Below are 12,821 nucleotides of genomic sequence, written 5' to 3'. Positions count from 1 at the left end.
GCCACCCGGGCGAAGGACGCGGCAGCATCGGCCAGACGCGCCTGCAGCGCGCCCGTCGCCTCCTCGGCCCCCTGACGGAACGCCTCGACGCTCTCGGCTGTCCGGACGCCGACCGCCCCCGTCGCCGTCTCGGCGGCGCGGCGCAGCACCTCGGCGGCCTCTTCCGCCCGCGCACCCAGCTCGCCGGTCGTCGCGGTCGTCGCCTGCCGGAACAGCTCGGCCGCGGCCTGGCTGCGGGCGTCGAGTTCGGCGCCGGTGGTCTCCAGCGTGCGCCGGAAGATGTGCGCCACCTCGACCGTGCGGGTGCCGAGCGCACCCGTCACCTGCTCCGCGGTGCGGCGCATGATCTCGGCGGCCTCCGTCGAGCGGCCCTGGAGCGCGTCGCCGACCGTATCGGCCGAGGCGGTGAGGGCGGCGGCGGCGGCCTCGGCCCGCTCGGCGAGGCCGGCGAGCGCGGTGCGCAAGGAAGCGTCGGCGGTCTCGGTCCGCTCGCCGATCAGGCGGCCGGCCTCCTGCGCGGCGGCCACGAAGGCGGCGGCGGCAGCGGCGGTGCGCCCGTCGAGGGCACCAGTGGCGCTCTCGGCGGCGAGCGCGAGGGCCGCGGACACGTCCTCGGCCTGGCGCGAGAGGTGATCGATCGTGCCGCGCAGGGATTCGTCGAGGGACTGGGCGCGGGTCGCCAGGGTGCGGCCGGCCTCGTCGGCGGCGCGGGCGAAGGCGGTCGCGGCCTCCTCGGTCTGCGCGCCGACATGGCCGGTCGCCGCCTCGGCGGCGGCGCGGAAGCGCGCGGCCAGGGCGGCGGCGCGGGCGTCCAGGTCGGCGCCGATCTCGTCCGCGGTGCGGCGCAGGGCGTCGCCGGCATCGGCGGTGCGGGCCTCGAAGCCGCCCTGGAGGGTGTCGGCGGCCAGCGCGAGCGCGGCCTGCGTCTCCCGGGTGCGCTGGTCGAGGCCGTCGGCGAGGTCGCGGCTGCGGGTCTCGAAGGCGAGGCCGAGGCCGGCCAGCGCCTGGCCGATCCGGTCCTCGGCCTCGCCCGTCCGCTCGGCCACCAGGGCGGCGACGCGCTCGCCGGTCTGGTCCAGGCTGCGCTCGAGGGTGCCGCCATGGCCGACCAGCACCTCCTCGACGCGCCCGATCGTCTCCTCCAGGCGGGACGCGAGGTCGGCGCCGCGCACGCCCAGCGCCTGCGCCGCATCCTCGACGAGGGTCGAGAGGTCGTCGCGCACCTTCGTGGCGCGGTCGCCGAAGGCCGTGATGACGCCGTCGCTGGCGCGGGCGAGCCCGGCCTCGGCGGCGGCCGCCCGGGCCTCGATCGCGACCGCCACGCCGTTGCCGGCCTGCTCGATCTCCTCGCGCAACGCGATGCCACGGTCGGAGATGTGGGCCGCGATGGCGCTGCCCGAGGCGGCGAACCGCTCGGTGATGGCGCTGCCGGTCTCGGCGAAGCGCTCGGTGAGGTCGCCGCCGCGGGCGAGGAAGCGCTCCTCCAGCCCCTGCGCCGAGCGCTCGAAGGTGTCGCGGACCTGGGTGCCCTCGCGGTTGAGGGCCTCGATCACCTCGGCCCCGGTCTCCGCCAGGGTGCGGGCGACGGTGCCGGCATTCTCCGCCAGCGTCCGGGTGAGGAGGCCGCCGGTGCGCTCGAACGCCTCCGTGACCTCGACCGCCCGGGTCTCGAGCGCGCGGCTCAGGGACTCGCCGACGCTGCCGAGATCGGTCTTCACGCCCTCGCTGGTGGCCATCAGGCGCTGCACCAGGTCGTCGCCGCGGCCGGCCACCGCCTCGACCACCCGGTCGCCGGTGGCGGCGAGCGCGGCGGTGACCGCGTCGCCGCGGTCGCCGATCGCCGCCGTGATCGCCTCGCCGCGGGCGCCGAGCGCCGCGGTGACCCGCTCGCCGGCGCCGTCCACGGCCGTCACGATCCGCTCGGCCGCGGTGTCGAGCTCCTGGGTCAGGTTCTGGTGCGAGCCCTGGATCGCGCCCCGCACCCGCTCGGCATTGGCGACGATGGATTCGCGCTGCGCGACCAGCTCCTCGACGAGGGAGCGGATGCGGATCTCGTTGTCCGAATAGGCGCGCTCCAGGGTCGAGATCTCGCCGCGCACCAGGGTCTCGAGCTCGCCGGCGCGGGCGAGCGCCCGCTCGACGCCGTCGCCGACCGCCGCGACCTCGCGGCGGACCGCCTGCGACATGGTCAGGACCGCGTCGGTCGAGAAGCCTTCGGGCTCGGCGAGCCGGATCGCGACCTCGCCGACCGCGCGGGCGACGTGGCGCATCTCCTGGGCGCGCACCGCGAGCATCGCGGCGATGTAGAACAGCATCACCGGGGCGAGCACCGCGGCGGCGCCCACCGCGCCCTGGAGGCCGCTGAGCCCGGCGGCGAAGCCGCGCAGGTCGCCGCCGGACTGGCTCCAGGCCAGAGCCGTGAAGCCCGCGAGCCAGGCGAGGGCGGCGACGCTCGCGACGAGGTAGGGCGCGCGCGACGGCTCGATGCGCAGGGTCTGCTGTAGGGCCCCGACGCTGCGGCGGTCGTCGTTGGCGACGAGGGAGCGGTCGGGCGGCAGGAGCCCGCCCTCGCGGCGGCCGTCGCGGGCGGCGGGCAGGGGGCTGCCGTCGAAGCCGGGCTCCAGGCCGGCGCCCTTCGCCAGCGAGCCCGACAGCGGATCGGAGAGGGGATCGGAATCGTGCACGTCTGGCAGGCGGGGCTCGACGCGGGCCCCGTCGGCATCCATCGCGCGGATATCGGGCGAGCGGGAATCCGGGCCCGCCGGATGGTCCAGGTTCAGGGCCTGCTCAATCGCCGACAGCGCCGCTTCCGCCGGATCCTTGAGCTTCTTTTCCGTCGCCATCGAACGCCCCGTTACGCCGTGAACGCCGCCGGGCGGCCCGTTGAGGCCGCCGCGCCGCATCATCCCCGAGATCCCGCGAAACCCGCGCCGTGCCGCCAGCCGACGCGATCTCAGCGGTTTACCACGAGAACCTTAGACGCAAGGAGTACCAGCCGGATACCCGGACCGCGCCAACCCTCCCAAAAAGCTTAACGGAATGGTTACCATGTGTCCGGGGCGCCGCGCCGGATACCGCTATCCTGCCGCAGAATCTCGGTTTTGCCGGCGGGAGGGCGGGCGGGGACGGCGGGTGAGCACGCTGTGGACAGAGTTCCACCGGATCCGCCGGAACGTCTGTCGCCCACAGCCGTGCACGGTCCGTGACCTTGCGTCCGATCCGGGCTTGAGGAATTTGGTCCGCACCCTTCCCGCCCGAACCGGGCCAGCGCGAGACCCCGGATGGAGCCGCTCCTCGACCGCGAGCACCTCGATCGCCAGACGTTCGGCGACGCCGACCTCGCCCGCGAGGTGCTGGGGCTGTTCGCCGGCCAGTGCGACCGGCTGATCCCCGGGCTGTCCGATCCGGACCTGGCGCAAGAGGCCCGGGCGGACCTCGCCCACACCCTCAAGGGCTCGGCCCTCGGGGTCGGCGCCGCCCGGGTGGCGGCCCTCGCCGGGCGTCTCGAAGCGGCCCTGCGGGCCGGCGACGCGGACGGCGCGCGCGACGTGGCGCCGGCGCTGGCGCGGGCCGCGCGCGAGACCGTGGCGCTGCTGTGAGCCCCCGGCCGTCGTCCCTGCTGCGGCGCGTGTGACGCGCGACGCACGGCGCGCTTGCATTCCGGGGCGGCAGCCGCCAATCAGACCGCGCCGCGTCGTCACGTCCGAATCCGCGGCCGCGCTCGAGGCTTCCGGAGTCCCAGATGGTCCAGATCACCTACGTCGATGCCGCCGGCACGCCCCGCACCGTGAAGGGCGAGGTCGGCTCGACCGTGATGGAGACCGCGATCCGCAACAACGTGCCGGGCATCGATGCGGAATGCGGCGGCGCCTGCGCCTGCGCGACCTGCCACGTCTATGTCGGCGAGGACTGGGCGGAGGCCGTCGGCCCGGCCGAGCCGATGGAGCAGGACATGCTCGACTTCGCCTCGGACGTGCGGCCGAGTTCCCGCCTGTCGTGCCAGATCCGGCTCAAGCCCGAGCTCGACGGCCTCACCGTCACGACCCCGGCCCGCCAAGGCTGAGTTTTCCGGGCCCGGCCGACAACTTCCCGTTCCGTAGAGGAATGGCGCATCCTACCTGGGGTTGAGCGGCGTGAACGCCTGACATCGGCCCCGATCACCGCATGACATCCCGCGCGGAACCGGTCGGGCAAGCGGCCTAGACCGCATCGGCCGCGTAGTTTCTTAAGCAGCGTTGTTCGAAGATCGCGGCCGACATCCGGGACCGGAGCCCGGATCGGGAGACGCGACGTGACGAACCAGGCCCGACGCATGGGCAACGGCCACATGGGCAACGAGCGCGCCGAGGCCGGCTGCGCCCTGTCGGACATCGCCGCCGCGGCGACGACCCTGCGCCAGACCGCGCACGACAAGACGCAGCGCATCCGCCAGATCACCAGCCAGGTGAAGATGCTGGCCCTCAACGCCCGCATCGAGAGCAGCCGGGTCGGCGAGCACGGGCGCGGCTTCACGGTGGTCGCCAACGAGGTCGGGGCGGTCGGCGAGGCGATCGCCGGCCTCGCCCGGGAGCTGGAGGCCGATGTCGACGGGCGCATCGTCGGGCTGCAGGAGCAGGTCTCCCGGCTGGTGACCCGGGCGCAGGGCGAGCGCCTGGTCGACCTCGCCCTCAACGCGGTGGAGCTGATCGACCGCAACCTCTACGAGCGGACCTGCGACGTGCGCTGGTGGGCGACCGACGCGGCGGTGGTCGCCTGCGCGGCGGATCGCGGCCCCGCGGCGGCGGCCTTCGCCGAGAAGCGGCTCGGGGTGATCCTGTCGGCCTATACGGTCTATCTCGATCTCTGGCTGTGCGACCTCGACGGGCGCATCCTCGCCACCGGCCGGCCCGACCGCTTCCCGGGCCTGCGCGGCCAGAGCGTGGCGCAGGAGCCTTGGTTCCGGCAGGCCGCCGCGCTCGCCTCGGGCGACGAATACAGCACGGCCGACATCCGCACCGAGAGCCGCCTCGGCGGCGCCCAGGTGGCGACCTACTGCGCCAGCGTGCGCAAGGACGGCGAGGCCGCAGGTCCGCCCCTCGGCGTCCTGGCGATCCATTTCGACTGGGAGCCGCAGGCCCGGGCGATCGTCCAGGGCGTGCGGGTCGCGCCCGAGGATCGCGCCCGCACGCGGGTGCTGCTCGTCGACGCTGCGCACAGGGTGATCGCCGCGAGCGACGGCGCCGGTCTCCTCACCGAGCGTCTGCGCGTCGACCTCGCCGACCCGGAGAGCGGGGTCGTGCCGACGACGGGCGGCCGGGGCCTCGTCGCCTATCACCGCACGCCCGGCTACGAGACCTATCGGGGCCTCGGCTGGTACGGGGTGATCGTGCAGGGGGCGTGAGCGGCCGGAGCATTGTCCGACGAAGCGGATACCGGTTCGTCGAAGAAAATGCGGCAAAATTAAAGACCTGGAGCATCGTTCGATTGCAACGCAATCGTACGGGGCTCTAGCGCAGCAGCGCCCGCGTCGCCTGGTCGATCCCCTCCAGCGTCAGCGGGTACATCCGGTCGGACAAGATCTGCCGGATCATCGCGTTCGATTGCGAGTAGCCCCACTGCGCCTGCGGCACCGGGTTGAGCCAGGCCACCTTCGGGAAATGGGCCAGCACCCGCTCGAGCCAGACCCGCCCGGCCTCCTCGTTCCAGTGCTCGACCGAGCCGCCCGCCATCGCGATCTCGTAGGGCGACATCGCCGCGTCGCCGACGAAGACCACCCGGTAATCGGACGGGTAGGTGCGGATCACGTCGAGGAGCGGCGTGCCCTCGGTGTGGCGCCGGCGGTTCTCCTTCCACACCTTTTCGTAGAGGCAGTTGTGGAAGTAGAAGTGCTCGAAATGCTTGAACTCCGAGCGGGCAGCGGAGAAGAGCTGCTCGGCGAGCTCGACGTGCCAGTCCATCGAGCCGCCGACATCGAGGAACAGCAGCACCTTGACGGCGTTGCGCCGCTCCGGCCGCAGGCGGAGATCCAGCATGCCGTGGCGGGCGGTCTCGCGGATCGTGCCGTCGAGGTCGAGCTCCTCCGCCGCCCCGGTGCGGGCGAAGCGGCGCAGGCGCCGGAGCGCCAGCCGGATGGTGCGCGAACCGAGTTCCGCCGAATCGTCGAGGTCCTTGAAGGTGCGCTGGTCCCAGACCTTCACTGCCCGGAAGTTGCGGTTGCCGTCCTGGCCGATGCGGATGCCCTCCGGGTTGGCGCCGTAGGCGCCGAAGGGTGAGGTGCCCCCGGTCCCGATCCATTTCGAGCCGCCCTGGTGGCGCCCCTTCTGCTCGGCCAGCCGCTCCTTCAGGGTCTCGAACAGCTTGTCCCAGCCGAGCGCCTGGATCTGCGCCCGCTCCTCCTCGGTGAGGTACTTTTCCGCCATCTTGCGCAGCCACTCCTCGGGAATGGCCTGCGGCTCCACCGCCTCACCGACGGTGACGACGCCCTTGAAGACGCGGCTGAACACCCGGTCGAACTTGTCGAGGTTGCGCTCGTCCTTCACCAGGGCGGTGCGGGAGAGGTAGTAGAAATCCTCCACCCGCTTTTCGGCGAGGTCGCGGTCGAGGGCGTCCAGCAGGGTCAGGTACTCGCGCAGCGAGACCGGGACCTTGGCGGCGCGCAGCTCGGTGAAGAAGGTCAGCAGCATGGCGCCGATCAACGCGCCGACGCCGCGATTGGTCAAGCCCCCTTCGGGACCGGCGCCGGGTCGCGTCGCCGCGCCTCGGCCGCGAGGTTCCAGACGATGCCGCCGACGATCAGCCCGGCGCCGACGAACAACCACGGATCGAGGGGCTCGCCGTAGAGACGCCAGCCCAGAAGCGCGATCAGCGGGATGCGCAGGAAATCGAGCGGCATCACCAGGATGGCGTCGCCGCGGCGATAGGCGCTGGTCAGGCACCAATGCGAGGTGAGCCCGGCGACGCACAGCATCGCCAGCGCCAGCCCGTGCCGCCCCTCGAAGGCCTGGGCCGGCACCGCCGGAAAGATCCGGCCAGCCGCGAGGTTGAGGGGCAGCTGGATCAGGTTCATCCAGAACAGGATCGACAGCACGCTCTCGGTCCGGGTCAGCGCCTTGGTGCAGACCGCCGTCAGGGCGAACAGGATGGCGGCGCTGAGCACCACCAGGCTCGCCGGCTGCAAGGCCGCGACGCCCGGGCGCAGCACCACCAGCACGCCGAGGAAGCCGAGGGCCACCGCGGCGACCCGGCTCGCAGTCAGCCTCTCGCGCAGGATCAGCACGGCGAGCAGCGTGACCCAGGCCGGGGTGGTGAATTCGAGGGCGAAGACGACCGCGAGCGGCAGCAGCGTGACGCCGAGCGACCAGGCGTAGTTGCCGCCCCAGTGGACGAGGTTGCGGGCGAGGTGCAGGTGCAGCCGCCGCGGGGCGAGCGGCCGGCGGCGCAGGAGCGCGACCAGACCGACGATCGCCACCCCGGCCCCCGCCCGGGCCGCCAGGATGTCGAACAGCCCGAGCGCCGGCGCCACCTCGCGCACGGCGATGGCGGTGGCCGAGAAGGAGAGCAGGGCGCCGGCCATCCAGAGGACGACGGCGACGAGGTTGGGGAGGGGTTTCACCGGTTTCCGGCGGAGCGACGGCGCGGCTTCGTGGGGAGAGGGGCTGCAGGCTCGTCCGCGACGGGAGCGAGATCCTGATCCAACAACAGTGCGGCGTCGATCCCGCAAGCCTGCGCGATGTCGTTGATCACTGCCGGGGTGCCTGCGTGCCGTCCCTGCTCCATCGCCGCTAGCACCTCGGTGGCGACATTCGCCTTTGCCGCGAGGTCGGCCAGCTCCAAGCCGGCATGGCGGCGCGCCGCCGCCAGAGGGGACTCCCCGGAGAGGATCGCGGCCGTCAGCCAATCCGGGGCGAACGCGACGACACTGGCGGCCCGGGCGGCCAAATGGTCCTCGGCGAGGCGCGCCATCATGCGGTCCTCTGCGTCTTCGTCGCCGGCGCGGGCCAGGAGGGCGTCGTAGGCACGCCGCGACAGGATGACGAGTTCCTCGCCTCCTTCGGTGACGATCGACTGAACGCTCATTCCTCAGACCTCATTCGTAGATATCGCGCCGGTCCCCGACCTTGAAGACCTCGATCGTATCGGCCGTCTCGATGAAGACCGCGCGATACGATCCTGATCGGATGCGTATCCCCGGCACGCCGACCAGAGACTTGACGTCGCCCGTTCCCGTTTCGGCGTAGCGCTCCAGCTTCGACCGCAACTGCGTGCGAGCCTTGTCCGGCAGTTTCGCGAAGGCTTTCAGGGCCGGTACCGTGAAGCGGATCGCCTTCATGCCCGAGGCCGTTCAGATGGGAGCGAGGCAGCCTCGGGGGTAGAGACCAGCCTTGGTGTCTCCCACAAAACCCCCGATCACCGTTACCGCTCGCTGTGGCGATGTCGGCGTGGCAGGAGTTTTGTGAAATGCGCTTACGGCCACCGCACCGTCGGCGGCATCGAGGACAGGATCGACGCGACGTTGCCGCCGGTCTTCAGGCCGAAGATCGTGCCGCGGTCGTAGAGCAGGTTGAACTCGACGTAGCGGCCGCGGCGTACCTGCTGCTCGTGGCGTTCGGCCTCGGTCCAGGGTGTCTCGACGTTGCGCCGCACGATCTCGGGATAGATTCCGAGGAAGGCGTTGCCGACCTCGCGGGTGAGCGCCAGGTCGGCGGCCGGATCGCCGGTCCAGTGGTAGTCGTAGAAGATGCCGCCGATGCCGCGCGGCTCGTTGCGGTGCTTAAGGTGGAAATACTCGTCGCACCACGCCTTGTAGCGGGCGTAATCCGCGGCCGGGTGCCTGCCGCAGGCCTGCTCGAAGGCGGCGTGGAAGGCGATCGTGTCGGGATCGTCCTGAGTGCGGCGCCGGTCGAGGACCGGGGTCAGGTCGGCCCCGCCGCCGAACCACGTCTTCGTCGTCACGACGAAGCGGGTGTTCATGTGCACGGTCGGCACGTGCGGGTTCCACGGATGGGCGATCAGCGAGATGCCGGTGGCGAAGAAGCGCGGATCCTCCGCCGCGCCCGGGATCTGGCCGCGGAATTCGGGGGCGAACTCGCCGTGCACCGCCGAGACGTGGACGCCGCACTTCTCGAACACCCGCCCGCGCAGCATCGCCATGGTGCCGCCGCCGCCCGGCGCACCGGAATGGTCCTTGCGCTCCCAGGGCGTCCGCTCGAACCGCCCCGGCCCGCCGGCCTCGGGGGGAAACGGCCCGGTCGCCTCCTCCTCCAGCCGCTCGAGGGCGGCGCAGATCCGGTCGCGCAGGGTGGAGAACCAGGTGGTCGCCTCGGTCTTGAGCGCGGCGATGTCGGGAGCGGCGTCGGTCATGGCCTTCTCATCCCATACCGGCGGGCGCGGGCCAAGGCATCGAATGGCCGAGACGTCGGACAGTCGATGCCTCAGAGGGTGCCGAGCTGGCGCAGGCCCTCGCCGAGAATCATCCCGGCCGCCACCGCCACGTTGAGCGAGCGCATCCCCGCCCGCATCGGGATCGCCACCCGGGCCTCGGCATCGGCGTGGACGGCGTCGGGCACCCCGGCCGATTCGCGCCCGACCATCAGGCAATCGCCGTCCCGGAAGGCGTGCGCCGTGTAGGGCACGGATCCGTGGGTAGTGGCCAGCACCAGCCGGATCCCGGCCTGCCGGCGCCAGACGTCGAAGGCGGCGTAGGAGCGGTGACGGGTGATCGCGACATGGTCGAGATAGTCGAGGCCGGAGCGGCGCAGGTGCCGGTCCGAGACGTCGAACCCCGCCGGCTCGATGATCTCGACGGCGACGCCGAGGCAGGCGGCCAGCCGCAGCATCGTTCCGGTGTTCTGCGGGATGTCGGGCTGGTAGAGGGCGAGGCGCAGCATGGGTCCGGGAGCATCAGAATCGATGCCCCGTCATACGCCGGTTGCCGGCCTGCGGCATCGCCCCCCGGTTGGCGAAGAGGCGCCGCCGCATAGCTGAGAGCCCACCACCCCGGAGCCCGCATGTTCCTCGACTGGCTCGAGCGCCGCATCGATCCCTTCGCCCCCTTCGAGGAGGCGAAACGCCCGCCCGACACGGTGGCGGGCTTCGCCTGGTTCTACCTGCGGCCGGTGCGGGGGCCGCTCGCGGTGCTGTTTTGCGTCGCGCTCGCCGCCGGCAGCGTCGAGGCCTCGCTCTACCTGCTGATGGGCTGGTTCGTGGACATCCTGGCCCGGACCGGACCCGGGACCCTGTGGCGCGACCACGGCACCGGGCTGATGCTGGCCGCCGCCCTGATCCTCGTCGTGCGCCCGGCCCTCGCCTGGCTGCACGAGGCGATCTCGAACCAGCTCGTGGTGCCGCAGACCACGGGCCTGATCCGCTGGCGCACCCACCTCTACACGCTCGGCCACGCCCTGTCGTACTTCCAGGCCGATTTCGCCGGGCGGCTCGCCAACCGGGTGACGCAGGTCGGGGTGGCGGTGCGCGAGCTCGCCATCGTGGTCATCGACACGCTGCTCTACGTGGCGATCTTCGCCGTCACGGCGGTCAGCCTGTTCGGCTCGATCAGCCTGTGGCTGATGCTGCCGGTCGTCGTCTGGATCCTCGCCTATGCGGGGCTGACCACCTACTTCGTGCCGCGCGCCCGGGTGCGCTCGCTCAAGGTCGCCGACACCCGCTCGGTCCTCGTCGGGCGCATCGTCGACAGCTACACCAACATCCTGACCGTCAAGCTGTTCGCCCGCGACCGCGAGGAGCGCTCGGCGGTGCGCAGCGCCACGGTCGACCACACCGACGCCTACCTGCACTCGTTCCGCCTCGTCACCGCGGTCACCGGTACCCTCTCGCTCCTCAACAGCGGCCTCATCGTCGCCACCGCCGGGGTGGTGCTGGCCCTGTGGTCGCGCGGGCAGATGACGACGGGCGAGGGGGCGGCGGGCCTCGCCCTGGTGCTGCGGCTGATCGCGATGTCGGGCTGGGTGATGCAGACCGTGCGCGGCCTGTTCGAGCATATCGGCGTGGTGCAGGAGAGCATGCAGACCATCGCCTTACCCCACGCGCTCACCGACCGGCCGGGATCCCGCGACCTCGCGGTGACGGGCGGCGCGGTGGCGTTCGAGGGCGTGAGCTTCCATTACGGCCGGGAAGACGCCGGGATCATCGAGGACCTGACGCTTCGGATCGCGGCGGGCGAGAAGGTCGGGCTGGTGGGCCCGAGCGGGGCGGGCAAGACCACGCTGACCTCGCTGCTCCTGCGCCTGCACGACCTCGAGGGCGGGCGCATCCTGATCGACGGGCAGGACATCGCGGAGGTGACTCAGGCGTCCCTGCGCCGGCAGATCGCCGTGGTGACGCAGGACACCTCGCTCCTCCACCGCTCGATCCGCGACAACATCGCGTATGGCCGCGAGGACGCGACCGAGGCCGAGATCGTGGCGGCGGCGGAAGCCGCCCACGCCGACGCCTTCATCCGGGAACTGACCGACCACAAGGGCCGCGGCGGCTACGACGCCCAGGTCGGCGAGCGCGGCGTCAAGCTGTCGGGCGGCCAGCGCCAGCGCATCGCCATCGCGCGGGTGATCCTGAAGGACGCCCCGATCCTGATCCTCGACGAGGCGACCTCCGCCCTCGATTCGGAGGTCGAGGCGGCGATCCAGAGCTCCCTCGACCGGCTGATGCAGGGCAAGACCGTGCTCGCCATCGCCCACCGCCTCTCGACCATCGCGGCCCTCGACCGGCTGGTGGTGCTGGATCGCGGGCGGATCGTCGAGGAGGGGCGGCATGCCGACCTCGTCAAGGCCGGCGGGCTCTACGCGCGCCTGTGGGCGCGGCAATCCGGCGGGTTCCTGGGAGAGGACGAGGAGCGGGCGGCGGCGGAGTAGGGTAGGGGTGGGTTCGTAGGCCGGCGACCGTTCGCCCGACAGTATTGCCACCCTCCGGGTCATCCCGGGGCCGCGCAGCGGAACCCGGGATCCATAAACGCTGACGGTTCAGAAGTAGCCGGAACGCGCACCGCCGTATTCGGCATCGTCAGGGCTTATGGATCCCGGGTTCTCGCCTGCGGCGAGCCCCGGGATGACATCGTGGGTCTCAAAACCGTCGGAGTGAAGGCGACGATTCGCAAACGCCATCACTGCTGCGCAAAAAACTTCGGATCGAGCGCCGACAAGGCCAGCAGCGGCGCCGGCATCACCACGCCGGCCTTGCGCATCGCCCGCGCCGCGGCCCGGCAGGCCTGGATGTCGTTGGCCCCGGCCGCCGCGTCGACCTGCGCCACCTGCTCCGGGCTCGGCCCCTTCTGCGCCGGCGCGCCGCTCGGCGCGGGGGCGGCCTGGGACTGGGCTTGCGCCTGACCCTGCGGGCCCGACGCGCCGGGTCCGTTCTGCGCCACCGGGCCGCTCAGGCCCGATTTCTGCTGCGTCTCGCCGGCGCCGCCGCTCGGCAGCTGCGCTGCGCCCTTGTCGGGGGCCTGGACGGCGGCGGGGGCCGGCTGGGCCTGTGCGGCCGCCGGAGCGTCCGGCGCCTTCGGATGCACGAAGGCGACAAGTTCCTGGCACAGGTTCGCCGGCGGCCCGGCGGCCTGCACGGCGCTTAGGCTCGCGGCGAGGCCGGCGACGGCGAGGATGATGCTGGTGCGGCTCACGACCCCGCCTCCGCCTTGTGCCCGGCCTTTCCGGGCTCCCTGATGTCGCCGGTCCAACGCGGGCCGACGAGGTTGGTGCCCGGATCGGAGACCCGGGCGCCGGAGGTGGCGAAGGCCTGGTAGGCGAAACGCTGGTTCTCGGCGAGCAGGAAGCTCGCCGCGGTCGCCAGGACGACCGCCGCCACGACGGCGATCAGGAAGGCTTTCATCGCTG

12 protein-coding genes and 1 pseudogene are annotated in these 12,821 nt (G+C 72.3%); 4 read left to right on the top strand and 9 right to left on the bottom strand.

From position 1 onward, the window contains the following. Window positions 1-2,843, bottom strand: a pseudogene (locus BM430_RS08025) (hypothetical protein); the annotation flags it as partial. Window positions 2,844-3,281: 438 nt separating this feature from the next. Between BM430_RS08025 and BM430_RS08020 the strand changes: the two are divergent. The 3 genes from BM430_RS08020 to BM430_RS08010 all read left to right on the top strand — a co-directional run bounded on the left by BM430_RS08020 (window position 3,282) and on the right by BM430_RS08010 (window position 5,380). Then, on the top strand, window positions 3,282-3,599 hold the full coding sequence (locus BM430_RS08020) for an Hpt domain-containing protein (RefSeq protein ID WP_093566728.1): 318 nt from the start codon (window positions 3,282-3,284) through the stop codon (window positions 3,597-3,599). Between the two features lie 143 nt (window positions 3,600-3,742). Further along, a complete protein-coding gene (locus BM430_RS08015) occupies window positions 3,743-4,063 on the top strand; it encodes a 2Fe-2S iron-sulfur cluster-binding protein (protein ID WP_093566727.1) in 321 nt (106 codons plus the stop codon). Between the two features lie 228 nt (window positions 4,064-4,291). Next, window positions 4,292-5,380: a methyl-accepting chemotaxis protein gene (locus tag BM430_RS08010; protein ID WP_244539375.1), complete on the top strand. Its 1,089-nt coding sequence runs from the start codon at window positions 4,292-4,294 to the stop codon at window positions 5,378-5,380. 106 nt (window positions 5,381-5,486) lie between these two features. On the opposite strand, the gene BM430_RS08005 is transcribed toward BM430_RS08010, so the two are convergent. The 6 genes from BM430_RS08005 to BM430_RS07980 form a co-directional block, all read right to left on the bottom strand. Continuing rightward, the gene (locus BM430_RS08005; RefSeq protein ID WP_093566886.1) at window positions 5,487-6,662 is read right to left on the bottom strand and encodes a vWA domain-containing protein; all 1,176 of its coding nucleotides are present in this window, start codon (window positions 6,660-6,662) and stop codon (window positions 5,487-5,489) included. Between the two features lie 32 nt (window positions 6,663-6,694). Next, window positions 6,695-7,591: a DMT family transporter gene (locus tag BM430_RS08000; RefSeq protein ID WP_093566725.1), complete on the bottom strand. Its 897-nt coding sequence runs from the start codon at window positions 7,589-7,591 to the stop codon at window positions 6,695-6,697. Then, entirely contained in the window at window positions 7,588-8,055 is a 468-nt protein-coding gene (locus tag BM430_RS07995) for a helix-turn-helix domain-containing protein (RefSeq protein ID WP_093566724.1), read from the bottom strand. Before BM430_RS07995 ends, BM430_RS08000 begins: the two co-directional genes overlap by 4 nt. A 10-nt stretch (window positions 8,056-8,065) precedes the next feature. Further along, window positions 8,066-8,308, bottom strand: coding sequence for a type II toxin-antitoxin system RelE family toxin (locus BM430_RS07990; RefSeq protein ID WP_093566723.1), 243 nt, complete (start codon window positions 8,306-8,308; stop codon window positions 8,066-8,068). Window positions 8,309-8,442: 134 nt separating this feature from the next. Beyond that, complete coding sequence (gene hemF / locus BM430_RS07985) at window positions 8,443-9,339, bottom strand: oxygen-dependent coproporphyrinogen oxidase (protein WP_093566722.1); 897 nt, start codon at window positions 9,337-9,339, stop codon at window positions 8,443-8,445. A gap of 71 nt (window positions 9,340-9,410) precedes the next feature. Next, a complete protein-coding gene (locus BM430_RS07980) occupies window positions 9,411-9,866 on the bottom strand; it encodes a tRNA (cytidine(34)-2'-O)-methyltransferase (RefSeq protein WP_093566721.1) in 456 nt (151 codons plus the stop codon). 120 nt (window positions 9,867-9,986) lie between these two features. Between BM430_RS07980 and BM430_RS07975 the strand changes: the two genes are divergently transcribed. Beyond that, complete coding sequence (locus BM430_RS07975) at window positions 9,987-11,846, top strand: ABC transporter ATP-binding protein (protein WP_093566720.1); 1,860 nt, start codon at window positions 9,987-9,989, stop codon at window positions 11,844-11,846. Between the two features lie 248 nt (window positions 11,847-12,094). On the opposite strand, the gene BM430_RS07970 is transcribed toward BM430_RS07975, so the two are convergent. After that, window positions 12,095-12,607: a hypothetical protein gene (locus tag BM430_RS07970; protein ID WP_093566719.1), complete on the bottom strand. Its 513-nt coding sequence runs from the start codon at window positions 12,605-12,607 to the stop codon at window positions 12,095-12,097. Beyond that, on the bottom strand, window positions 12,604-12,816 hold the full coding sequence (locus BM430_RS07965) for a hypothetical protein (protein ID WP_093566718.1): 213 nt from the start codon (window positions 12,814-12,816) through the stop codon (window positions 12,604-12,606). Before BM430_RS07965 ends, BM430_RS07970 begins: the two co-directional genes overlap by 4 nt. Window positions 12,817-12,821: the final 5 nt, after the last annotated feature.

The organism is Methylobacterium sp. 174MFSha1.1 (assembly GCF_900116815.1).
In the GTDB taxonomy this organism is placed as follows: Bacteria; Pseudomonadota; Alphaproteobacteria; order Rhizobiales; family Beijerinckiaceae; genus Methylobacterium.
This window is presented reverse-complemented; position numbering and strand designations above follow the sequence as displayed.

Excerpts from the sequence above, each read along its gene's own strand:
- BM430_RS08020 (WP_093566728.1), top strand. The coding sequence starts at position 3,282 with ATGGAGCCGCTCCTCGACCGCGAGCACCTCGATCGCCAGACGTTCGGC.
- BM430_RS08015 (WP_093566727.1), top strand. The coding sequence starts at position 3,743 with ATGGTCCAGATCACCTACGTCGATGCCGCCGGCACGCCCCGCACCGTG.
- BM430_RS08005 (WP_093566886.1), bottom strand. The coding sequence starts at position 6,662 with ATGCTGCTGACCTTCTTCACCGAGCTGCGCGCCGCCAAGGTCCCGGTC.
- BM430_RS07995 (WP_093566724.1), bottom strand. The coding sequence starts at position 8,055 with ATGAGCGTTCAGTCGATCGTCACCGAAGGAGGCGAGGAACTCGTCATC.
- BM430_RS07990 (WP_093566723.1), bottom strand. The coding sequence starts at position 8,308 with ATGAAGGCGATCCGCTTCACGGTACCGGCCCTGAAAGCCTTCGCGAAA.
- hemF (WP_093566722.1), bottom strand. The coding sequence starts at position 9,339 with ATGACCGACGCCGCTCCCGACATCGCCGCGCTCAAGACCGAGGCGACC.
- BM430_RS07980 (WP_093566721.1), bottom strand. The coding sequence starts at position 9,866 with ATGCTGCGCCTCGCCCTCTACCAGCCCGACATCCCGCAGAACACCGGA.
- BM430_RS07975 (WP_093566720.1), top strand. The coding sequence starts at position 9,987 with ATGTTCCTCGACTGGCTCGAGCGCCGCATCGATCCCTTCGCCCCCTTC.
- BM430_RS07965 (WP_093566718.1), bottom strand. The coding sequence starts at position 12,816 with ATGAAAGCCTTCCTGATCGCCGTCGTGGCGGCGGTCGTCCTGGCGACC.